Here is a 20,588-nt window from a genome sequence, read left to right on the forward strand (position 1 = left end):
CACCCTTGAGCCAGTTCCACTCAAGTCGGTCAGCTGGAGGATTTACCATGGCACGTGCGGTCGGCATCGACCTGGGCACGACTAATTCCGTCGTCAGCGTTCTCGAAGGCGGCGAGCCCACCGTCATCACCAACGCCGAAGGCGCCAGGACCACGCCGTCCGTCGTCGCCTTCGCCAAGAACGGCGAGGTGCTCGTCGGAGAGGTCGCCAAGCGCCAGGCAGTCACGAACGTCGACAGGACCGTCCGGTCGGTCAAGCGCCACATGGGCACCGACTGGAAGATCAACGTCGACGGCAAGGACTTCAACCCGCAGCAGATGAGCGCCTTCATCCTGCAGAAGCTGAAGCGTGACGCCGAGGCCTACCTGGGCGAGAAGGTCCAGGACGCGGTCATCACCGTCCCGGCGTACTTCAACGACTCCGAGCGCCAGGCGACCAAGGAAGCCGGCGAGATCGCGGGCCTCAACGTCCTGCGCATCGTCAACGAGCCGACGGCCGCCGCCCTGGCCTACGGCCTCGACAAGGACGACCAGACCATCCTCGTCTTCGACCTCGGTGGCGGCACCTTCGACGTCTCGCTGCTGGAGATCGGCGACGGCGTCGTCGAGGTGAAGGCCACCAACGGTGACAACCACCTCGGTGGTGACGACTGGGACCAGCGGGTCGTCGACTACCTGGTGAAGCAGTTCGCCAACGGTCACGGCGTGGACCTGTCCAAGGACAAGATGGCCCTCCAGCGCCTCCGTGAGGCCGCTGAGAAGGCGAAGATCGAGCTGTCCTCGTCCACCGAGACCTCGATCAACCTGCCCTACATCACGGCCTCCGCCGAGGGCCCGCTGCACCTGGACGAGAAGCTCACCCGCGCCCAGTTCCAGCAGCTCACCGCGGACCTCCTGGACCGCTGCAAGAACCCGTTCAACAACGTCATCAAGGACGCCGGCATCCAGCTGTCCGAGATCGACCACGTGGTTCTGGTCGGCGGCTCGACCCGTATGCCCGCCGTCGCCGAGCTCGTCAAGGAGCTGACCGGCGGTCAGGACGCCAACAAGGGCGTGAACCCGGACGAGGTCGTCGCCATCGGCGCCGCACTGCAGGCCGGTGTCCTGAAGGGCGAGGTCAAGGACGTCCTGCTGCTCGACGTCACCCCGCTGTCCCTCGGTATCGAGACCAAGGGAGGGATCATGACGAAGCTCATCGAGCGCAACACCACGATCCCGACCAAGCGCTCCGAGATCTTCACGACGGCCGAGGACAACCAGCCGTCCGTCCAGATCCAGGTCTACCAGGGCGAGCGCGAGATCGCGGCGTACAACAAGAAGCTCGGGATGTTCGAGCTGACCGGTCTGCCGCCGGCCCCGCGCGGGATGCCGCAGATCGAGGTCACCTTCGACATCGACGCGAACGGCATCATGCACGTCGGCGCCAAGGACCTCGGCACCGGCAAGGAGCAGCGCATGACCGTCACCGGTGGCTCCGCGCTGCCGAAGGACGACATCGACCGCATGATGCGCGAGTCCGAGCAGTACGCCGAGGAGGACCACAAGCGCCGCGAGGCCGCCGAGACCCGTAACCAGGCAGAACAGCTCGTCTACCAGACGGAGAAGTTCATCGCCGACAACACGGACAAGCTCCCGGCGGACGTGAAGGAAGAGGTCGAGACGACCGTCGCGGACCTCAAGGAGAAGCTCAAGGGCGAGGACGTCGCCGCGATCCGCGAGGCCACCGAGAAGGTCGCCGCCACGAGCCAGAAGCTCGGCACGGCGCTCTACGCCAACGCCCAGGCCGAAGGTGCCGGCGCCGCCGGTCCCGAGGACGCCGCGGGTGCCGGCCAGGCCCAGGCCGACGACGATGTCGTCGACGCCGAGATCGTGGACGAGGACAAGCCGAAGGACGGTGCCGCGTGACGGAGGAGTCGAAGGGCTTCGACAAGGAGCCCGACGTCCCCTCCGATGCCGCGGAGTCCGAGAGCGCGACGCCCGACAACGAAGCGGCGAAGGCCGCCGGTTCCGCCGATGAGGCGGAGCCGGCGGCCCCGGCCGGGGACGCGAATCAGATCACAGCGCTGAAGGCCCAGCTGGACCAGTCCCGCAGCGCGCTCACCGAGCGCACCGCGGACCTCCAGCGGCTCCAGGCCGAGTACCAGAACTACCGGCGCCGGGTGGACCGGGACCGCATCGCGGTCAAGGAGGTCGCGGTCGCGAACCTGCTGACCGAACTGCTCCCGGTACTCGACGACATCGGCCGCGCGCGGGATCATGGCGAGCTGGTCGGCGGTTTCAAGTCCGTCGGCGAGTCGCTGGAGACCGTGGTGGCCAAGCTGGGTCTGCAGCAGTTCGGCAAGGAGGGCGAGCCCTTCGACCCGCTGGTGCACGAGGCCCTCATGCACAGCTACTCGCCGGATGTCACGCAGACCACCTGCGTGCAGATCCTGCAGCCCGGGTACCGGATCGGTGAGCGGACCATCCGCCCGGCCCGCGTCGCCGTCGCCGAGCCCCAGCCGGGCGCGGCGGGCAAGGGTGAGGACGAGGCTGACGAGGAGAGCGGTGGCCCGGACGAGGGCTGACGCGACACACGGGAAGGAGGGACGGCGAGGATGAGCATCAGCAGGGACTTGTACGAGAAGGACCTCTACAAGGTTCTCGGCGTCCCGAAGGACGCGACCGAGGCGGAGATCAAGAAGGCGTACCGGAAGCTCGCCCGCGAGTTCCACCCGGACGCCAACAAGGGCGACGCCAAGGCCGAGGAGCGCTTCAAGGAGATCTCCGAGGCCAACGACGTCCTGTCCGACGCCAAGCGCCGCAAGGAGTACGACGACGGCCGCGCGCTGTTCGGCAACGGCGGACTGCGCAGCGGTCCCGGCGGTGCCGGCGGCCAGGGCGGTTTCGGCTTCGACCTCGGCGACCTCTTCGGAGGGGCCCAGGGCGGCGGCACGCAGACCGGCCAGGCCGGCGGGTTCGGCGGCGGTCTCGGCGATGTCTTCGGCGGTCTGTTCAACCGGGGCGCCGGCGGCACCGGCACCCGCGTCCAGCCGCGTCGCGGCCAGGACATCGAGTCCGAGGTGACGCTCAGCTTCACCGAGGCGGTGGACGGGGCCACGGTCCCGCTCCGGATGTCCAGCCAGGCCCCCTGCAAGGTCTGCTCCGGCACCGGCGACAAGAACGGCACCCCCCGGGTCTGCCCGACCTGCGTCGGCACCGGCCAGGTGTCGCGCGGCGGCGGTGGCGGCTTCTCGCTCACCGACCCGTGTGTGGACTGCAAGGGCCGCGGCCTCATCGCCCAGGACCCCTGCGACGTCTGCAAGGGCAGCGGGCGCGCCCGCAGCTCCCGCACCATGCAGGTCAGGATCCCCGCGGGTGTCACCGACAACCAGCGGATCCGGCTGCGCGGCAAGGGCGCACCGGGCGAGCGCGGCGGCCCGGCCGGCGATCTGTACGTCGTCGTCCATGTCGCCAAGCACCCCGTGTTCGGACGCAAGGACGACAACCTCACCGTCACCGTGCCGGTCTCCTACCCGGAGGCGACACTCGGCGGCGAGATCAAGGTACCGACCCTCGGCGGTCCGCCGGTCACCCTGAAGCTGCCCCCGGGCACGCCCAACGGGCGTACTCTGCGGGCCCGCGGCAAGGGGGCGCTCCGCAAGGACGGCAGCCGTGGTGACCTGCTGGTCACCGTGGAGGTCGCGGTACCGGAGAAGACCGAGGGCAAGGCGCTCGACGCGCTGGAGTCCTACCGGGAGGCCACAGCGGAGTTCGACCCGCGGGCGGAACTCTTCAAGGCCGCGAAGGGAGCATGACATGGACGGCATGCGGGGCGGTCGGATGCGTCACCCGTATCAGCTGACCGAGGAGTCACCGGTCTACGTCATCTCGGTGGCGGCCCAGCTTTCCGGGCTGCACCCGCAGACGTTGCGCCAGTACGACCGGCTCGGCCTGGTCTCCCCGGACCGCACCGCCGGCCGTGGCCGCCGTTACTCGGCCCGCGACATCGAGCTGCTCCGCGAGGTGCAGCGGCTGTCGCAGGACGAGGGCATCAACCTCGCCGGCATCAAGCGCATCATCGAGCTGGAGAACCAGGTGACCGCGCTCCAGGCGCGCATCGCCGAGCTCGCGGCGGCCGCCGAAGGCATGTCGGCCGCCATCCAGCAGCGTGAGGCCGCCGTGCATGCCTCCTACCGCCGCGACCTGGTCCCGTACCAGGAGAAGCAGACGACCGCGCTGGTCGTCTGGCGTCCCAAGCGGAACGATTAGTCGCTCTTGTGTACGAGCCCGGCATCCCCTCGGGGGTGCCGGGCTTCGTCGTGTCACGGGCCGTGCCACCGGGCCGCCCCCCCCGAATATCCGGACGACATGTCCGGACCCGGCTGTTAGCGTCAAAGCACTATGGAACCGCTCGTCGAACAGCAGATCCGTGCCTCCTTCGTGAACTGTTCCAAGGGAGAAGCACGCCGCCTCAACCTGCCCCGGGACTTCGCCGACCTGCCCTGGGCAGATCTCGACTTCCTCGGCTGGCGCGACCCCGGAGCCCCGGACCGCGGCTACCTGGTGGCAGCCCACGAGGGCGGCCTGACCGGAATCGCGCTGCGCAGCTCGGGCGGAGCCCGCCGCAACATGCTGCGCACCAGCCTCTGCTCGCTGTGCGTCACCAACCACGCGAGCGGCGGCGTCGACCTCCTCGTCGCCCCGAAGGCCGGCCCGGAGGGCCGGAACGGCAACACGATCGGCACGTACATCTGCGCCGACCTGGCCTGTTCGCTGTATGTGCGGGGCAAGAAGAAGGTCGCGACGGCCCAGCGGTTCGAGGAGACCCTCACCCTGGACGAGCAGATCGCCCGGACGGTGCGGAACCTGGACGTGTTCCTGGCCAAGGTCGCCGCGGACACGGGCGCCGACGCCGTGCTCTAGCAGAGCGGTCACCGCAGCGGGAGACGGCTGCGGTGGCGGCGGTTACAGCCTGCTGGGGAGCACGAGCAGCCACACGATGAGTGGTGTGACGAGCAGGACACCCCAGGCGCCGGCGAGGAAGAACCCCAGCGCGATTTCCGACAGCCATTTGATCCGGGTCGGAACGACCACGCGACGGGGATCGTGGGGGTCGTAGCGGATCTCGCCTCTCCGGGCAGCGGTATGCGATTGATGCTCGCGTGCGTCACCGTCGAGAGTCCGAAAGCGATGCGTGTAGTCGGGGGCGTCGTCCTCGGCGGTGTCACTGCGGGTGGACTCCGCACGGGCCGTTACGCCACGCCACCCAACGATCAGGTGGGTGCGGAACTCGGACAGGTGCGCCCAGAAGCCCAGAAGTGCGAGTCCGGGCAGCGACATGGCCCATGCCTCAAGTCCCGAAGTGCGAGGCTCAACCGGGATCAGCAGCATGATCGGTGCCCCGAGCACGACGTAGGCCAGCGCGCACCGCTGCCACGGCGGACCGTGCCGCACCACATGTGCGATCCGACTGCCGGCTGCGTGGACCGCTCGCCGCAGCCGGGACGGCGTGGTGTCCTCGCGGACCTCCGGCTGCCGTCCGGTGCTGTCCTCGATGATGGCGTCGATGTCCGCGGCGAGGGCGGCCAGTACTTCTGGATTCCTGTGCCGCAGTGTCAGGGGGGTTGGCTCCTTCGCGTCATCGGTCAGCAGCAGGCTCAGCCCCTTTTCGTGGCGGCGGACCTCCCGTACCCGTGCTCCCGGAACGACGGTGGTCCTACGGCCGCGCCGCCAGTGCACCGCGCCCTTCTCGACCCACACCCGGTTCCGGCCGTCCACGACCACGACGCCGGTCCCCACTGGCTTCTGCTCCCCCATACGGCACACGGTAGGCCCACGCGGGTGGCAGCGGCTGGGCTTTGGGCCTGCCGATCAACTCAGCTCGAACCAGACACCTTTCCCCGGCCCCGGCCCGTGCCGGCACACCCCCCACGCCGTCGCACACGCAGTGAGCAGCGGCAGCCCGCGCCCGTGCTCCGCCTCGCCCCCGGGCCGGGCGTGCGGCTGCGGCAGCCCCGGCGCGTCATCGGTGACCAGCACCCGCAACGCGCCGGGCGTCGCGCACTCGGCGAAGAGCGTCAGGCGCGCCTGAGTGCCGGCTCGCCGACAGGCGAGCACGGCGTTCGTGACGACCTCGGACGTCAGCAGTAACGCCACATCGGAGAGTTCGGCTCCGCCGCCGGTAGCGGTGAGCAGCGTACGGACGCCCTCGCGGGCGGAGCGGACCCATACGGGGTCGGGCGGGAAGACGAGCGAGAAGTCGGTTCCATTCGTCATGGGGGTTCGCGCTTCCGTGGGGCGGGGGCCCTGGCGGTGACGGTGGCTCTGCCTGCCCCAACTACCGTTGGGACAGATGCACTTCCGGTTCCATCGCGAGGAGCGGGACGCCTACGACGTTAGGCTCACGCGTGAGATGGTCGCAACTGTGACCCGCTAATTACCCCCGGACGGGTGGCGCTGCCACAAACCGGTGGACCAACCGCGCTGCGACCGTCAAGCTGCCCCGGAGTTGTGAGGAGGTCTGCATGGCGCCGAGAACCCATCCGACGGAACGGCAGCGGCGATTGGGCGCGGAGTTGGGCAAGCTGCGGCGCACAGCCGGGCTGTCGGGAGATCAGGCAGGTGCGCTGCTCAACTCCGACCGCACGCGGATCAGCCACATCGAAGCGGGTCGCGCCGACGTGCCTCGCAACGGGCTGTACACCTTGCTGCGCGCCTACGGTTGCCCGGAGGGCGCGTTCTTCGACGGTCTGATGGGCATGGCCCAGGACCGGGGAAAGGGCTGGTGGACCGAGTATCGCGACGTCATGGGCAAGAGCGCCCTCGACCTTGCGGAACTGGAATCCCGGTCGTCGAGCGTGCGTATCCACGAGCCGCTGTTCATCCCCGGCATGTTGCAGGTACCGGAGTACGCCCATGAGGTGATCGCCGCCACCGGGACCGATACCGAACGGCACGACCGCTACGTGGAGTTCAGGCTCGCGCGCCAGCGCGTGCTCACCAGCGACTCCCCGATCTCGTACCACGCGGTGATCCACGAGTCGGCCCTGCGGGTTCAGGTCGGCAGCAAGCGCAACCTTCGCAAGCAGCTGCTGCGACTGATCGAGATCGCCCGTCTCCCCAATGTCACCCTCCAGATATTCCCCTTCGAGGCGGGCGCGTACTCCGCATTCAGCCGAAACTTCCTGCTCTTCGGCGGACCGTCCTCCGAGCTGGGGACCGTCTACCTGGAGCATCCGCTGAACACGGTATTCCTGAGCGATGGAGAACAACTCGACGACTACGCGAAGATATTCGCGCGCCTGTCCGGATTGGCACTGCCTCCTGTGGATCCGGAAGCCGCACCGGAGTCCCATGAGGGTCGTGACTCCCTCAGTCTCATCCAGCACGTCATGTACAACTTGTGAGGAGGGACCAGATGTCCGCACTTGTGTGGCAGAAGTCCTCGTTCAGTACCGGCGGCCAGGGTGAGTGTGTCGAGGTCGCCACCGGCGCAGCCGGCCTCGTCCACCTCCGGGAGAGCGACGAGCCGCAGGCCGTCATAACGACCACCCCCGCCGCCCTCCGCGCACTCCTGCACGCCGCGAAGGCCGGCGCCTTCGATCACCTCGCGCGCTGACGCGCAATTGACGCGCAACAGAACCACTACTCGGCCGCGTGGACCAGCACCTGTTGGGCGCGGATCAGGCGGGGCCCCATCGCGTAGCCGTGGCGCACGATGCGTGCCACGTGGCCCACGAGGTCGGGGCTGAGGGCCGGTACGGTGCCCACCGCCTCCTGGGTGGCGGGGTTGAAGACGCCCGCTTCGATCGGCATCCGCGTCATGCCGTACTTCTCCAGGACCGTGGAGAGCTCGGCGCGGACGGAGTCGGCGAACGGGTCGGTCTCGCGCTCGACGCGGTCGAGCAGCAGCACCAGGTCGTACAGGAGCGGCTGGACCGTGCGGCCCTCGGCGAGCTTGCGGGTGTGGTCGAGCTCCTGGTGGAGCTCCTCGACGGAGCGGCGGGTCTCGCGGTCGTTGAGCAGCCGGCGGCGGAACTGGTCGCCGAGCGCGGCGACTTCGTCGCGCAGCCCGTCGACGGCGTCGGCGACGACGTTGAGCACGTCGGGGCCCGGGGAAGCGGGCGCGGGCGGTGCGGCGGGCGCCGGGATGCCGGGGGGCGCCTCCGGGTGCGGCGGCGGAATGCTCACGATTGGCTCCAGTCCGGCTGTACGGCGTTCGGGGGCAGCGATTTGCGGGCGTGCCACCAGCGGGGCTTCCAGCCGAGGCGGACCAGGAGCACGATCGTCGCGAGCAGCAGCACGTTGCTGATCCAGTTCGCGACGCCGCCATCGGGCAGGGCGTAGGCGATGATGACGAAGATCAGCACGACGCCGAACATGCTCTTGCGCCCGCGCCAGGTCTTTCCCGTCGCGTAGCGCGCGGCGGCCTGGTCGGTGTGGAGCTTCTGCACGAGTTCCTGGTCGGTGGGCTGGACGGCGAGCGCCTGGTCCACGATGCCGTCGATGCGGCGGGCGGCCTCGGCCGAGGTGATCAGCCGCTGCTGGGTGAAGGGGTGGTAGGTCTTGGCGCCCTCGGCGCGGAGCGACCAGATGGAGCTGATCTGGTTGCGCAGCCCCGCGTGCTCCGGCTGGTCGGTCAGTGCGCGCTCGTAGTGCTGCAGGGCCTCGTCGTACTGGCCGGCGGCGTACAGGGCGTCACCGAGGTAGATGCGGTATTCGGTGTTGTCCTGCTCCAGCGCGCAGGCCTTCAGGTGCCAGGTGATCGCGGTCGGGAGGTCGTTGACCGCGCGGCCGGCTCTGCCCATGAGGAAGTGGCTGTACGCGTTGCGCGGCGCGAGGGTGATGGAGCGGCGGAACTCCTGGATGGCGGCGGCGGTGTCCCCGGCGTCCAGGTGCAGCGCCCCGAGCAGCTGCCAGGCGTCGGCGTTCGTGTCGTCGAAGTGGACGGCCTGCTGGGCCTCGTAGAGGGCGGCGGTGGGGTTGCCGCGCCGGACCTCCGTGCGGGCGGCCTCCAGCCAGTCGCGGGTCCGCGGGGCGTCCCCGCCCTGCTGGCCGGGGAGGGACTTGCCGCCGGAGCGCTGCTGCGGCTTCGCCTTCGGCTCCGGGGCGCGCAGTCGCTGGGTGCGCCGGGTGTCGTACGCGGTGCGGCGGGCCGGGTCGAGGAGTTCCTTGCGGGCCTCGGTGATCTGGGCGACCCGGTCCTCGGCCTCGCGGCGCTTGTCCGCGCTGGGCGCGCGGCTGGCCTTGCCCGCCCAGGCGCGCTGCTGGACGTCGAGCTTCTTGCCGAGCTCCTCGGCGCTGTCGGCGGGGTCGAGCTCGAACTCGGCGTAGTAGTCCCGGAATTCGCCGGTGCTGGTCATGGGGTTGAGACTCCGGTCAGAGGGCGGCGCGAAGGATCAGGCGTGTGCGGAGTTCAGAGCGCGGAGATCCGCGCGACCCGGTCGCTGAGCGCGTCCAGTTCCTGGGAGGTGAGGTTGTCCAGCCGCTCGACCTCGAACTCGCCGAGCCACTTGCCGCTGGTGCCGTCCTTGACCTCGACGTGGATGATCCCGTCGACGTCGTAGGAGTAGAAGACCTCGAACGGGGCGCCCACCGGGTACGGCGGGATCTGCAGGGTGCTCTCGCCGACGACCTTGACGTAGTCCAGGTCCTCGCCGTCGCCCTCGGTCACGGCGACGCGCAGCTTCGTCTGCTGGTTGGCCAGCGTGTGGAAGGTGTCGCTCCGGCGGGTGGGGACCGAGGTGTTGCGGGGCACGATGATCGAGTTGTACTGCAGCGAGTGGTCGTGGTCATGGGTGGCCACCATCCCGAGGGACTGCGAGGTGACGTCCTTGATGGACTTGATCTTGCCCTTGGTGAGCCGGGCGAGCCCGTCGCCGGGCGAGGTCTCCACGACGGCACCACTGCCGATGTACTTCTTCTTCTCCTTGGCCTGCTCGCCGCGCACCTGGGCGTCGAGGCCGACCAGCGCCGCCCCGAGGGCGACGACCTCGTCCTGGTTGATACCGCGCTCGGGGTCCTTGCCGGACAGCCGCTTCACCAGGTCCGCGACCATCGGCATCCGCGTCGAGCCGCCGACGAGCAGCACCCGGTCGATACCGGCCCAGGTGAGCGAGGCGTCCGTGAGGACGCCCTCGGTGATGATGCGGGTGCGGTCCAGCAGGTCGGCGCTGAGCTCCTCGTACTTCTCGCGCGTGATGCGGATCTGCTCGTGCCGGCCGTCGGCGGAGAGCATGACGACGGCCTGCGGGGCGTTGGACAGGGTGCGCTTGGCGATCTCGGCCTTGTCGCGGAGCTCGGCGAGCAGCGCGCCGTCGTCGGTGAGGTCGCGTCCGCCGGCGGCGGTGAACGCCCCGTTGAGGTGCTCCATGAGGACGCCGTCCCAGTCGAAGCCGCCCAGGTTGCGGTCGCCGTCGGTGGCGATCACGTCGTAGTCGCCGTCCACGACGCGCATCACCGTCACGTCGAAGGTGCCGCCGCCGAGGTCGTAGACCAGGACGGTGCCGATCTCCTCGCCGTCGTCCGCGCGGTCGAGCCCGTAGGCGAGCGCGGCGGCGGTGGGCTCGTTGACGATGCGCAGCACCTCGAAGCCGGCGATCTGGCCGGCGTCCTGGGTGGCGCGCCGCCTGGCGTCGTCGAAGTAGGCGGGGACGGTGATGACGACCTGGTCGACGGCTTCGCCGAGCATCATCTCGGCGTCTTCGCGCAGCCGCTTCAGGACGAGGGCGGAGATCTCCTCGGGCCGGTAGGCGACACCGGACTCGGAGGTGTAGATGGCGTTCGGCTCGCCCATGTAGCGCTTCGCGAACTGGATGACGTGGTCGGGCGCGGTCATCGCGGAGCGTTTGGCCTGGGATCCGACGACGACCGTGTCGCCCTGGAACATCACCACGGACGGGGTGATGTTCTCCCCCTCACGGTTCCTGACGATGGTGGCCGCACCCGACGCGTCGGCCACCGCCATCGCGGAATAGGTCGTTCCGAGATCGATCCCCAAGACACGCGCCACAGCACTCTCCCCGTTGTCGGCCGTTCCACCGCACGGGACATGATGCCGTGTCACGTACAAGTGCCGCCAGGCCCTTGGGAGATCGACGCGGGACGGGAGGTGCTGGTGGTGCTGCTGGGATCGGAGCGGACGGCCCTGGGGCGGGTGGGGTCAGGCGCTGCCCATCGCGCGGGTCAGCGCGATCTCGATGACGACACGGTCGGGGTTGAAGGCGGGCGTCCGCGCATAGCGCTCGCCGTAGCGGCGGACGGCGTCGGCGATGCGTTCCGGATCGGTGCTGACGGTCGCGACGCCCTCGAGGGTGGCCCAGCGGCCCTTGTCGACCTGGCAGGCGGCCACCAGGGCGCCGTCGGGTCCCGCGGCCAGGATGTTCGCGACCTTGCGGCTCGCCTTGTTGGTGATCACGCGGGCGAGGCCGGCCTCGGGGTCGTACGTCACGCCGACCGCGACGACATGCGGGCTGCCGTCGGGGCGTGGTGTCGTGAGGGCGCACAGGTGATATTCGCGCCAGAAGGACAGGTACGCGGATTCGGGGTTGCGTAGGTCTCGGGCCATGGGAATGCACGCTACCGTTCCAGGGTTGAGTGGCTTAGACTCAACTTGAATGAGTGATCCGACAGGAGGTTGCAGGTGGCCGTGGAAGCGGAGCTGACCAACAAGAGCCGGGAAGCGCTGAACACCGCCAACGCACACGCGGTGTCCGCCGGGAACCCGGACCTCACCCCCGCACATCTGCTGCTCGCCCTGCTGGGCGGAGCCGACAACGAGAACATCGTGGACCTGGTGGCAGCGGTCGGCGCCGACGCCGCGGAGCTGCGCGCGGGCACCGAGCGGCTGATCGCCGCGCTGCCCGTCGTCCAGGGCGCCACGGTCGCGCCCCCGCAGGCCAACCGTGACCTGCTGGCCGTCGTCGCGGACGCGTCGCAGCGCGCGAAGGACCTCGGGGACGACTACATCTCGACCGAGCACCTGCTGATCGGTATCGCCGTCAAGGGCGGCCAGGCCGGGGAGCTGCTCGTCCAGCGGGGGGCCACGGCCAAGAAGCTGCTGGACGCCTTCGAGTCCGCCCGGGGAGGGCAGCGCGTGACGAGCCAGGATCCCGAGGGCACCTACAAGGCGCTCGAGAAGTACGGCACGGACTTCACCGCCGCCGCCCGCGAGGGCAAGCTCGACCCGGTGATCGGCCGGGACCAGGAGATCCGCCGGGTCGTCCAGGTGCTGTCCCGCCGCACCAAGAACAACCCGGTGCTGATCGGCGAGCCCGGCGTGGGCAAGACCGCCGTCGTCGAGGGCCTCGCGCAGCGCATCGTCAAGGGTGACGTGCCCGAGTCGCTGCGCAACAAGCGGCTGGTCTCGCTGGACCTCGGCGCGATGGTCGCGGGCGCCAAGTACCGCGGTGAGTTCGAGGAGCGGCTCAAGGCGGTGCTCTCCGAGATCAAGGAGAGCGACGGCCGGGTCATCACCTTCATCGACGAGCTGCACACGGTCGTCGGCGCGGGCGCCGGCGGCGACTCCGCCATGGACGCGGGCAACATGCTCAAGCCGATGCTGGCCCGCGGTGAGCTGCGGATGGTCGGCGCCACCACGCTCGACGAGTACCGCGAGCGCATCGAGAAGGACCCGGCGCTGGAGCGCCGCTTCCAGCAGGTGATGGTGGCCGAGCCGTCCGTCGAGGACACCATCGCGATCCTGCGCGGGCTCAAGGGCCGGTACGAGGCGCACCACAAGGTGCAGATCGCGGACTCGGCGCTGGTGGCCGCCGCGACCCTGTCGAACCGCTACATCACCTCCCGGTTCCTGCCGGACAAGGCCATCGACCTGGTGGACGAGGCCGCCTCCCGGCTCCGGATGGAGATCGACTCCTCACCCGTCGCGATCGACGAGCTGCAGCGCGCCGTCGACCGGCTGCGCATGGAGGAGATGGCACTCAAGAACGAGACGGACCCCGCCTCCGTCCAGCGGCTGGAGAAGCTGCGCAAGGACCTCGCCGACAAGGAGGAGGAGCTGCGCGGCCTGACCGCCCGCTGGGAGAAGGAGAAGGAGGGCCTGAACCGCGTCGGCGCCATCAAGGAGAGCCTGGACGAGGTGAACACGGACATCGAGCGCGCCCAGCGCGACGGTGACTTCGAGGCCGCGTCCAAGCTGCTCTACGGCGAGAAGCCGCGGCTGGAGGCCGAGCTGGCCGAGGCCACCGAGGCCGAGGCGGCCGCCGCCAAGGACACCATGGTCAAGGACGAGGTCGGGCCGGACGACATCGCGGACGTCGTCGGCGCCTGGACCGGCATCCCGGCCGGCCGGCTGCTGGAGGGCGAGACCCAGAAGCTGCTGCGCATGGAGGACGAGCTGGGCCGCCGGCTCATCGGCCAGACCGAGGCCGTCCGCTCCGTCTCCGACGCCGTACGCCGTTCGCGCTCGGGCATCTCCGACCCCGACCGGCCGACCGGATCGTTCCTGTTCCTCGGCCCCACCGGCGTCGGCAAGACCGAGCTGGCGAAGGCCCTGGCGGACTTCCTCTTCGACGACGAGCGCGCCATGGTCCGCATCGACATGAGCGAGTACGGCGAGAAGCACTCCGTCGCCCGGCTCGTCGGCGCCCCGCCCGGGTACGTCGGCTACGAGGAGGGCGGCCAGCTCACCGAGGCCGTCCGGCGGCGCCCGTACAGCGTGGTGCTGCTCGACGAGGTCGAGAAGGCGCACCACGACGTCTTCGACGTGCTGCTGCAGGTGCTCGACGACGGCCGGCTCACCGACGGCCAGGGCCGCACGGTCGACTTCCGCAACGCGATCCTGATCCTGACGTCGAACCTGGGCAGCCAGTACCTGGTGGACCCGGTGCTCGGGGACGCGGAGAAGAAGCAGAGCGTCCTGGAGACGGTGCGGATGTCCTTCAAGCCGGAGTTCCTGAACCGGCTCGACGACATCGTGGTGTTCAGCGCGCTGAACAAGGAGGAGCTGCGGCACATCGCCCGGCTGCAGACGGACCGGCTCGCCGACCGGCTGCGGGACCGCCGGCTGGTCCTGGACGTCACCGACGCCGCCCTGGACTGGCTCGCCGACGAGGGCAACGACCCGGCCTACGGCGCGCGGCCACTGCGCCGCCTGGTGCAGACCGCGATCGGTGACCCGCTGGCCCGCGCGATCCTGTCCGGCGAGGTCGTCGACGGTGACACCGTACGGGTCGACCGGGCGGGTGAGGGCCTGATCGTCGGCCCTGCCCCGGCCCTGTCCAAGACGGTCTGAGCAGGCTGCCCCCGGCGTGGATCCGCCGGGGGTTGCCAGACCCCTCGGCGCATGGGGGAGGATGGAAGGAATCCGTACGAAGGGAACTCACGGTGAGCATCGATCCGTCCTCGATTCCTAATTTCGGGGGCCAGCCGGACCCCGAGCAGAACGGCCCCGCCGCCAGCGCGGTCATCCCCGACCAGGACCTGGTCAAGCAGCTGCTCGAACAGATGGAGCTGAAGTTCGTCGTCGACGACGAGGGTGACCTCGCGGCGCCGTGGGAGGAATTCCGCGCGTACTTCATGTTCCGCGGCGAGGAGGACCAGCAGATCTTCGCGGTCCGGACCTTCTACGACCGGCCGTACACCGTCGATGACAAGCCGCAGCTGCACGAGGTCATCGACGACTGGAACCGCCGCACCTTGTGGCCGAAGGTCTACACGCACACGCACGACGACGGCTCCGTCCGTCTGATCGGCGAGGCGCAGATGCTGATCGGCCTGGGCGTCAACCTGGAGCACTTCGTCTCCAGCACGGTCAGCTGGGTACGCGCCTCGATCGAGTTCGACAAGTGGGTCGTGGAGACCCTCGGACTCGAGAAGGACGTGGACGCCGACGGCGGCGCCAAGGGCGACGAAGGCACCAACGGCGACGACGCCTGACGCAGCCCGGATCTTGGATCTTGGATTGTGGATCTTGGGTTGCACCACGCCGGATCGGAAACGCCGGATCAGACCGGCGCGGAGACGACCGTCAGCAGGTACGTCCCGTAGAAGAACGAGAGCCCGGCCAATGCGGCCACCGCTACGGCGGCGGTGCGCGGCCGGGCTTTCGCCAGTGCCAGGGCGGCCGGGACCAGCAGCGGGAAGGCCGGCAGCAGGAAGCGCGGCTTGGATCCGAAGTAGTGCGAGCCGCCCAGCGCGATGAGCACCAGCACCCCCGCGTAGACCGCCAGCGGCAGCGGGATCCGCTCCAGCAGCGCCAGCGCGAGCAGCACCAGCGCGGCGGCGGTGATCGCGACGACCATGTAGCTCATGAGCTGCTCGCGGTCGAGGATCAGATGCCGGACGTACTCCACGGAATTACGGCCGAAATCGAACTCCGAGCCCCAGCGGCGCTGCACGTCGAAGTACCCCAGCGGCCGGCCCGTCTGCCGGCCCACCCAGCCGACGTACCCGCACCAGCCCAGCGGCGCGATCAGCACGGCCGCCCAGGCCGCCCGGTCCTGCGGCAGCCCCTCCCGGCGGCGGCGCCAGGCATCGGCGGCGACGGTGACGGCGACGGCGGCCACCACCGCGACGCCGTTCGGGCGGGCCAGCCCGGCGAGCAGCGCCAGCACTCCCGCGGCGAGCCAGCGCCGGGTGAGCAGCGCGTAGAGCGCCCAGGCGGCGCAGGCGGTCAGCAGCGGCTCGGTGTACGCCATCGTCAGCACGACGGAGTGCGGCAGCAGCCCCCACAGCAGCACCAGGGCGATCCCGGCCCGCCGGCCGTACAGCCGCTCGCCGATCGCGTGGATCCCCCAGGCGGCCAGGGCGGCCGCGCCCCAGGAGATCAGCAGGGCGGTGTTGACCGGGCCGATGGGCAGGACGGCGGAGACGGCCCTGATCAGCGCCGGGTAGAGCGGGAAGAACGCCAGATCGCTGAAGCTCATGCCCTGCGTGACGGCGGACGGGAAGAACGTCCCGTAGCCCCATTCGGCGATCCGCTCGTACCAGCGCGCGTCCCAGCTCTGCCCGAACAGACTGCGCGGATGCAGTCCGGCGTGCACCGCCCGCGCCGTCACCAGCACGGCGCCGGCCAGCCGGGTGGCGGCGAAGAGGACCAGGGCGGGGGCGGCCCGGCGCAGGGAGCCGCGCCAGGCGGGGGAGCGGCCGGGCTGCGCGTCGGGTGCGGGGTGCGACCCGGTGGTTCGGGGGCTGGACGAGACCGGCTCGGCCGTGTGCACCGTACCGCTCCTTCCGTGCCCGGTCGGGGCGCCGTCGGGTCCGCCCGGCTCCGCTCGGAGCGGCGGGAATGACGGTACGACTATGCGGTGATCGTCCTGAGCGGAACGTGCTCCCGGGCGCACGCCGAGTCGCATTCCACCCACTTGGCGGACGCCCTTGCCCGGCTCGGGGGGCCGGGGCATTCTGGATTCGGACGGTGTCGCAGTCAGGCGCCGGGAAAACATCGTTGGGCGCGGTAGCAGGGCAGCGGCTCGTCGCGGGAAGCTCGGATGGTGGATTCCCAAGTCGCTGAACTGATCCGGGTCCTGGTCCTGAGTGGTGGTCAGGGACCGCCGCGTGACTGGACCAGGCTCTGCGCCGAGGTGCTCGGGGTCGACGGGATCGCGATCTCGGTGGCCTCGGACGGCACGGAACTGCTGTGGTTCAGCGACGAGCGGAGCGCGCGGCTGGACGATCTGCAGTTCACGCTCGGCGAGGGCCCCAGTGTGGAGGCCGCCCGTGACGGGTCGCTGAACCTGGAGTCCAATCTGGAGCGCGCGTTCGGGGAGCGCTGGCCCGCCTTCGTCCCCGCCGCGGTCGACTCCGGAGTGCTCGCGGTCTTCGCCTTCCCGCTACGGCTCGGTGCGATCTGCTGCGGCGGGATGACCGGCCACCGGCGGCGGCCGGGACCGCTGGGCGAGCAAGCCGTCGCGGACGCGCTGACCATCGCCGACGCCATGGCCGTCTACCTGCTGGCGCTGGGGCCGCGCGATACGGGCCCCGCCCCTCTCGCCGCCGGGACGGGGCACCCGGGCGGCAGTGGGGGCGGGGCCGGCAGGACCACCGGCGGCGGCTTCGGGAGCGGGTTCCTGACCGGGTTCGGGGACCTGCACCGGGCGGAGGTGCACCAGGCGGCCGGGATCAGCAGCGTCCGGCTGGACGTGCCGCTGCCGGAGGCCCTGGTGCGGCTGCGCGCCCACGCGTACGCGTCGGACCGCCCCATCCTCGATGTCGCCCGGGACATCATCGGCAACCGCCTGCAGCTGCCGCGCGATCCCGCATCGTGAAGGACCGGGCGGGAAGGCGGCGGCGAGACGGGGCGGGACAGGGCGGGGCGCGGCGGAGCGGGATGAGGTGGGGGCGCGACGGAGCGGGACGGGACGGCGCACGGCACGGCTTCGGAACCACGTTCGGCGGCAGAAAGGCAGGCGATCATGGATCGCGAACAACGGCTGGCCGACACCTTCGTCGAGTTGGCGGACACGCTGATCGACGACTTCGACATCATCGAGTTCCTCCATCAGCTGTCCACCCGGTGCCTGGAGCTCCTGGAGGTGTCGGCCGCCGCGATCCTGCTCGCGCTGCCCGGCGCCGATCTGCACCCGGCCGCCGCCTCCGACGACCGCGCCGAGCTCTCCGACCTGCTGGCGCTGAACCAGCGCGAGGGCCCCGCGCTGGACTGCTACCGCACCGGATCACCGGTCGGGCCGTTCGACATCGCCCGTTCGACGCCGCAGTGGCCGGACTTCGCCGGCCAGGCCCGCCGCGCCGGATACGGCGTGGTCTGCGCTCTGCCCATGCGGCTGCGGCGCGAGGTGATCGGCTCGCTGCTCCTGCTGCGCGCCGGCGCGACACCGCTGAGCAGTGCCGACGTCCGGCTGGCGCAGGCCCTGGCCGACGCCGCCACGATCGGCATCCTGCACCAGCAGACGCTGCGCCGGCACGCCGACCTCAGCGCCCAGCTGCACACCGCGCTGCACAGCCGGATAGCGATCGAACAGGCCAAGGGCGTACTGGCCGCCCGCTGGGGGACCACCGTGGACGAGGCCTTCAGCGCGATGCGCCGCCATGCCCGCACCCAGCGCCGGCTGCTCAGCGATGTCGCGCACGACATCGTCAACGGCGGATTCCAGCCGGACCGCGTCGAGTAGCCCCCACCGCACACCGTCTCCCCTCACCCCGTCTCCCCCTGACACCGTCCCCCGCCGCATATCGTGAGCCTCCTGTGGTGGGCCCAGGGAAGTGGCTCGGGACGTGGCTCAGGGAAGTGGGGAACGCATGGGTGAGTGGAGTCCGGCCGCGCGGGTGCGGGGCGTCGGAACGTCGATCTTCACCGAGATGACGGAGCTGGCCAGAAGGACCGGGGCCGTCAATCTGGGGCAGGGAGTGCCGGAGCTGGCCAGCCCCGCGACGCTGCTCAAGGACGTGGCCGAGGCCGTGCTCGCGGGCAACAACCAGTACCCGCCCGCCACCGGCTTCCCGGCGCTCCGCACCGCCGTCGCCGAACACCAGCTGCGGCGCTACGGGCTCGACTACCGGCCGGACGGCGAGGTGCTGATCACCACCGGCGCCACCGAGGCCATCGCGGCGGCGCTGCTCGCGTTCTGCGACCCCGGCGACGAGGTCCTGGCCTTCGACCCCTGCTACGACGCCTATCCCGCCGCCGCCCGGCTCAGCGGCGCCACGCTGGTCGGCGTCCCGCTGGAGGCCGACGGCGACGGCTTCGTGATGAACGCCGACGCGCTGCGCGCCGCCGTGACGCCCAGAACCCGCGTCCTGGTGCTCAACACCCCGCACAACCCGATGGGGAAGGTGTTCACGGCCGCGGAACTGGACGCGATCGCCGACGTCTGCCGGGAACACTCGCTCATCGTGGTGACCGACGAGGTGTACGAGCACCTGGTCTACGACGAGACCCCGCACCGGACGATCGCGGCGCTGCCCGGCATGCGGGAGCGGACGCTGATCATCTCCTCGGCGGGCAAGACCTTCAACGTCACCGGCTGGAAGATCGGCTGGATCTGCGGACCCGCGCCGCTCGTCGCCGCCGCCGGCTCCGTCAAGCAGTTCCTCACCTACGCCTCCGGCACCCCGTACCAGGAGGCGCTGGCCCGGATGCTCGGTTCCGTCGAGGAGTGGGCGGCGGAACTGCGCGGCACCCTGCGCACCAACCGCGATCTGCTGAGCGACGGCCTCAAGCAGGCCGGGCTGCGCCCGTACCGCGCGGAGGCCGGGTACTTCCTGCAGGCGGACGTACGGCCCTGGGGCTATACGGACGGCGTCACGTTCTGCCGGGAACTGCCGGAGCGGGCAGGCGTCGTCGCCATTCCGACGTCTGCCTTCTACCAGGGGCAGGACGCCCCTTCCTGGCTGGTCCGATTTTCCTTCTGCAAGCGCGAGGAATCGGTACGCACCGCCGTCGACCAGCTGGTGCGGGCGCGCTGAGAAGTTTTCGAACCTCTGGACTTCCTCAACTCTGCTTTCGATCCGATTCGGCGGGGGCATCACCGTCGCACGAACAAAATCACAGCTCAGGAAGACGGGGGGCGGGGAAGATGCGTGCATTCCTCATTGGTCTGGTCGCGGTAGTGGTCATCATCGCCATAGCGGTGCAACTGCAGCGCCGGAGCCGATCGGTGAACCTGCGCAAGGGACGGGGCCGCGGACGGGGCCGGGCGGGCGCGGACGGCGCGAGCGCCACGGCGGGAGGCGGTAGCTGGTGGGCCTTCGGCGGCTCGGACGGGGGCGGCTCCGGGGGCGGCCACCACGGCGGGGGCGGTCACCACTCCTGTGGCGGCGGGCATTCCTGTGGCGGCGGTTCGTCGTGTGGCGGGGGTTCGTCCTGTGGAGGAGGCGGCGGCTGCGGTAGCAGCTGATCCGTGGAATTGCATGTGGCCCATGCCCATTCGCATATGCGCCCGGTGGAACTGTCACCCGCCGGGCGCAGTTTTGGTGAACACCTGAACCGATACGCGCTCCTGGGGATGTAAAGAGCGCGAAGATGGGTAAAAAGGCTGAAGGCACCCCGCGTTTCATGATTCCGTATCTACCGGACCCCACGTGGGCACGAGCCGACGTACGTTCCCGCCAGATCCACCACCTGGTGCGGGTCGGCCCATCATCCACTGCGTGCTTGCGGAGCCGACCCATGCTCACCACTCTCCAGACCGCTTACACCGATACCCGTGCCGGAGACCTGGCCTGGTGCCTGGGCAGGGAAGCGCTCCCCGCGCTCGCCGTGCTCGACCTCCAGCTCAGCGGCGCGGACCAGCCCCCCGTGCAGGTGCAGATGCGCCTGCTCGGCGCCTCCCACCAGGTACTCATCGAATCCGAGGGCGGCGGTTGTTCGGAAACCGTCGCCTGCATCCCGGGAAGTCAGACTCCGCTCCCTTTTGGCGTCGCCAAACGGATCGGCATATGGGACTACGAATTCGCGGCACGCGTCGAGACGTTGTCGCGCGGCTCCTTCGCGGGCCGGGCGCAGGAACTGCTCGCACTGGTCGCGGATCATCCGCACGGTCTCGCGGGAACGTTTCCCGGGGATCCGCACGCGTTCACCGCGATGCTCGTCCAGCACAGCGAGGGCAGCGTCCGCTGGCGCACCTGGCACGCCTATCCCCAGGAAGGGCGGTTGGTGGCGACGAGGTCGCGCGTCAGTGCCCTTCCGTAGCC

Annotated in this window: 20 protein-coding genes; 13 read left to right on the forward strand and 7 right to left on the reverse strand. The window is 70.2% G+C overall.

Going from position 1 to position 20,588, the window contains the following annotated elements; translation table 11 throughout:
- The first annotated feature begins 47 nt into the window (after positions 1–47).
- From dnaK to G3I60_RS35980, 5 genes are all read left to right on the forward strand, one after another.
- Positions 48–1,904, forward strand: a complete 1,857-nt coding sequence (gene dnaK / locus G3I60_RS35960) for a molecular chaperone DnaK (protein WP_138358862.1) — start codon at positions 48–50, stop codon at positions 1,902–1,904.
- The gene (grpE, locus tag G3I60_RS35965; protein ID WP_138358860.1) at positions 1,901–2,563 is read left to right on the forward strand and encodes a nucleotide exchange factor GrpE; all 663 of its coding nucleotides are present in this window, start codon (positions 1,901–1,903) and stop codon (positions 2,561–2,563) included. Before dnaK ends, grpE (G3I60_RS35965) begins: the two co-directional genes overlap by 4 nt.
- A gap of 30 nt (positions 2,564–2,593) precedes the next feature.
- Positions 2,594–3,793: a molecular chaperone DnaJ gene (gene dnaJ / locus G3I60_RS35970; protein ID WP_138358858.1), complete on the forward strand. Its 1,200-nt coding sequence runs from the start codon at positions 2,594–2,596 to the stop codon at positions 3,791–3,793.
- A 1-nt stretch (position 3,794) separates the two neighbouring features.
- Positions 3,795–4,247, forward strand: a complete 453-nt coding sequence (locus G3I60_RS35975) for a heat shock protein transcriptional repressor HspR (protein ID WP_164294602.1) — start codon at positions 3,795–3,797, stop codon at positions 4,245–4,247.
- 132 nt (positions 4,248–4,379) lie between these two features.
- Positions 4,380–4,901 (forward strand): FBP domain-containing protein, encoded by a 522-nt coding sequence (locus tag G3I60_RS35980; protein WP_164294601.1) that lies wholly within the window; start codon positions 4,380–4,382, stop codon positions 4,899–4,901.
- Positions 4,902–4,943: 42 nt separating this feature from the next.
- Here G3I60_RS35980 and G3I60_RS35985 read toward each other — a convergent pair whose 3' ends face one another.
- Entirely contained in the window at positions 4,944–5,795 is an 852-nt protein-coding gene (locus G3I60_RS35985; RefSeq protein ID WP_164294600.1) for a hypothetical protein, read from the reverse strand.
- A 54-nt stretch (positions 5,796–5,849) separates the two neighbouring features.
- Positions 5,850–6,254: an ATP-binding protein gene (locus G3I60_RS35990; protein WP_164294599.1), complete on the reverse strand. Its 405-nt coding sequence runs from the start codon at positions 6,252–6,254 to the stop codon at positions 5,850–5,852.
- Between the two features lie 248 nt (positions 6,255–6,502).
- Here G3I60_RS35990 and G3I60_RS35995 point away from each other — a divergent pair, with 248 nt between their 5' ends.
- Complete coding sequence (locus tag G3I60_RS35995) at positions 6,503–7,384, forward strand: helix-turn-helix transcriptional regulator (RefSeq protein ID WP_164294598.1); 882 nt, start codon at positions 6,503–6,505, stop codon at positions 7,382–7,384.
- An 11-nt stretch (positions 7,385–7,395) separates the two neighbouring features.
- Entirely contained in the window at positions 7,396–7,596 is a 201-nt protein-coding gene (locus G3I60_RS36000) for a DUF397 domain-containing protein (RefSeq protein WP_164294597.1), read from the forward strand.
- Positions 7,597–7,622: 26 nt separating this feature from the next.
- On the opposite strand, the gene grpE (G3I60_RS36005) is transcribed toward G3I60_RS36000, so the two are convergent.
- From grpE (G3I60_RS36005) to G3I60_RS36020, 4 genes are all read right to left on the reverse strand, one after another.
- A complete protein-coding gene (grpE, locus tag G3I60_RS36005) occupies positions 7,623–8,168 on the reverse strand; it encodes a nucleotide exchange factor GrpE (RefSeq protein ID WP_164294596.1) in 546 nt (181 codons plus the stop codon).
- Positions 8,165–9,340: a tetratricopeptide repeat protein gene (locus G3I60_RS36010; RefSeq protein WP_138358842.1), complete on the reverse strand. Its 1,176-nt coding sequence runs from the start codon at positions 9,338–9,340 to the stop codon at positions 8,165–8,167. The genes grpE (G3I60_RS36005) and G3I60_RS36010 overlap by 4 nt, the downstream gene beginning before the upstream one ends.
- Before the next feature lie 53 nt (positions 9,341–9,393).
- Positions 9,394–10,989 carry an Hsp70 family protein gene (locus G3I60_RS36015; RefSeq protein WP_250976960.1) on the reverse strand — a complete coding sequence of 532 codons (1,596 nt, stop codon included), beginning with the start codon at positions 10,987–10,989 and terminating at the stop codon, positions 9,394–9,396.
- Between the two features lie 150 nt (positions 10,990–11,139).
- Positions 11,140–11,544, reverse strand: a complete 405-nt coding sequence (locus G3I60_RS36020; protein WP_164294595.1) for a pyridoxamine 5'-phosphate oxidase family protein — start codon at positions 11,542–11,544, stop codon at positions 11,140–11,142.
- A gap of 81 nt (positions 11,545–11,625) precedes the next feature.
- Between G3I60_RS36020 and clpB the strand changes: the two genes are divergently transcribed.
- Together clpB and G3I60_RS36030 are read left to right on the forward strand one after the other, a co-directional pair.
- Positions 11,626–14,229 (forward strand): ATP-dependent chaperone ClpB, encoded by a 2,604-nt coding sequence (gene clpB / locus G3I60_RS36025; RefSeq protein ID WP_164294672.1) that lies wholly within the window; start codon positions 11,626–11,628, stop codon positions 14,227–14,229.
- Between the two features lie 92 nt (positions 14,230–14,321).
- Positions 14,322–14,873 (forward strand): YbjN domain-containing protein, encoded by a 552-nt coding sequence (locus G3I60_RS36030; protein WP_138358838.1) that lies wholly within the window; start codon positions 14,322–14,324, stop codon positions 14,871–14,873.
- Positions 14,874–14,941: 68 nt separating this feature from the next.
- Here the strand turns inward: G3I60_RS36030 and G3I60_RS36035 are convergent, their stop codons facing one another.
- Complete coding sequence (locus G3I60_RS36035; RefSeq protein ID WP_164294594.1) at positions 14,942–16,156, reverse strand: hypothetical protein; 1,215 nt, start codon at positions 16,154–16,156, stop codon at positions 14,942–14,944.
- A 270-nt stretch (positions 16,157–16,426) separates the two neighbouring features.
- On the opposite strand from G3I60_RS36035, the gene G3I60_RS36040 reads away from it, so the two are divergent.
- The 4 genes from G3I60_RS36040 (at position 16,427) to G3I60_RS36060 (ending at position 20,586) form a co-directional block, all read left to right on the forward strand.
- Positions 16,427–17,203, forward strand: a complete 777-nt coding sequence (locus G3I60_RS36040) for an ANTAR domain-containing protein (protein WP_239070691.1) — start codon at positions 16,427–16,429, stop codon at positions 17,201–17,203.
- A 147-nt stretch (positions 17,204–17,350) separates the two neighbouring features.
- Positions 17,351–18,067 carry a GAF and ANTAR domain-containing protein gene (locus tag G3I60_RS36045; RefSeq protein ID WP_164608266.1) on the forward strand — a complete coding sequence of 239 codons (717 nt, stop codon included), beginning with the start codon at positions 17,351–17,353 and terminating at the stop codon, positions 18,065–18,067.
- A gap of 127 nt (positions 18,068–18,194) precedes the next feature.
- Positions 18,195–19,361, forward strand: a complete 1,167-nt coding sequence (locus G3I60_RS36050) for an aminotransferase class I/II-fold pyridoxal phosphate-dependent enzyme (RefSeq protein WP_138357059.1) — start codon at positions 18,195–18,197, stop codon at positions 19,359–19,361.
- Positions 19,362–20,064: 703 nt separating this feature from the next.
- A complete protein-coding gene (locus G3I60_RS36060; RefSeq protein ID WP_138357060.1) occupies positions 20,065–20,586 on the forward strand; it encodes a DUF2617 family protein in 522 nt (173 codons plus the stop codon).
- Positions 20,587–20,588: the final 2 nt, after the last annotated feature.

It is taken from the genome of Streptomyces sp. SID13666, from assembly GCF_010548325.1.
GTDB classification, from domain to species: domain Bacteria; phylum Actinomycetota; class Actinomycetes; order Streptomycetales; family Streptomycetaceae; genus Actinacidiphila; species Actinacidiphila fildesensis.

Excerpts from the sequence above, each read along its gene's own strand:
- G3I60_RS36000 (WP_164294597.1), top strand. The coding sequence starts at position 7,396 with ATGTCCGCACTTGTGTGGCAGAAGTCCTCGTTCAGTACCGGCGGCCAG.
- G3I60_RS35985 (WP_164294600.1), bottom strand. The coding sequence starts at position 5,795 with ATGGGGGAGCAGAAGCCAGTGGGGACCGGCGTCGTGGTCGTGGACGGC.
- G3I60_RS36040 (WP_239070691.1), top strand. The coding sequence starts at position 16,427 with ATGGTGGATTCCCAAGTCGCTGAACTGATCCGGGTCCTGGTCCTGAGT.
- G3I60_RS35990 (WP_164294599.1), bottom strand. The coding sequence starts at position 6,254 with ATGACGAATGGAACCGACTTCTCGCTCGTCTTCCCGCCCGACCCCGTA.
- dnaJ (WP_138358858.1), top strand. The coding sequence starts at position 2,594 with ATGAGCATCAGCAGGGACTTGTACGAGAAGGACCTCTACAAGGTTCTC.
- G3I60_RS36045 (WP_164608266.1), top strand. The coding sequence starts at position 17,351 with ATGGATCGCGAACAACGGCTGGCCGACACCTTCGTCGAGTTGGCGGAC.
- dnaK (WP_138358862.1), top strand. The coding sequence starts at position 48 with ATGGCACGTGCGGTCGGCATCGACCTGGGCACGACTAATTCCGTCGTC.
- G3I60_RS36010 (WP_138358842.1), bottom strand. The coding sequence starts at position 9,340 with ATGACCAGCACCGGCGAATTCCGGGACTACTACGCCGAGTTCGAGCTC.
- G3I60_RS35975 (WP_164294602.1), top strand. The coding sequence starts at position 3,795 with ATGGACGGCATGCGGGGCGGTCGGATGCGTCACCCGTATCAGCTGACC.
- G3I60_RS36020 (WP_164294595.1), bottom strand. The coding sequence starts at position 11,544 with ATGGCCCGAGACCTACGCAACCCCGAATCCGCGTACCTGTCCTTCTGG.
- G3I60_RS36060 (WP_138357060.1), top strand. The coding sequence starts at position 20,065 with ATGCTCACCACTCTCCAGACCGCTTACACCGATACCCGTGCCGGAGAC.
- G3I60_RS35980 (WP_164294601.1), top strand. The coding sequence starts at position 4,380 with ATGGAACCGCTCGTCGAACAGCAGATCCGTGCCTCCTTCGTGAACTGT.
- G3I60_RS35995 (WP_164294598.1), top strand. The coding sequence starts at position 6,503 with ATGGCGCCGAGAACCCATCCGACGGAACGGCAGCGGCGATTGGGCGCG.
- G3I60_RS36050 (WP_138357059.1), top strand. The coding sequence starts at position 18,195 with ATGGGTGAGTGGAGTCCGGCCGCGCGGGTGCGGGGCGTCGGAACGTCG.